Genomic DNA, 301 nt, shown 5'->3' on the forward strand with positions numbered 1-301 from the left:
GCACAACCGCGAGTCCGGTCACGGTCACGGGATTGACAAACGGAACGGCGTATACGTTCACAGTAGTTGCCACGAATAGCGCAGGCGACTCCGCGGCATCAGTGGCATCAGGGAGTGTGACGCCCGTCGCACCGATCAGTGTGCCTAGCGCACCGACGAATGTAACGGCGACCGCAGGCAACGGAATGGCGACGGTCAGCTTCGATGCACCAGTGAGTGATGGTGGAAGTGTTATTACGCAGTATACGGTTACGTCCAGTCCAGGAGGAATCACAGGAACGAGCACAACCGCGAGTCCGGT

1 pseudogene is annotated in these 301 nt (G+C 58.8%); it reads left to right on the forward strand.

The annotated features are described in order from the left end of the window. Window positions 1–301, forward strand: a pseudogene (locus tag E0485_RS25655) (fibronectin type III domain-containing protein); the annotation flags it as partial.

It is taken from the genome of Paenibacillus albiflavus, assembly GCF_004344915.1.
Classification (GTDB): Bacteria; Bacillota; Bacilli; order Paenibacillales; family NBRC-103111; genus Paenibacillus_AM; species Paenibacillus_AM albiflavus.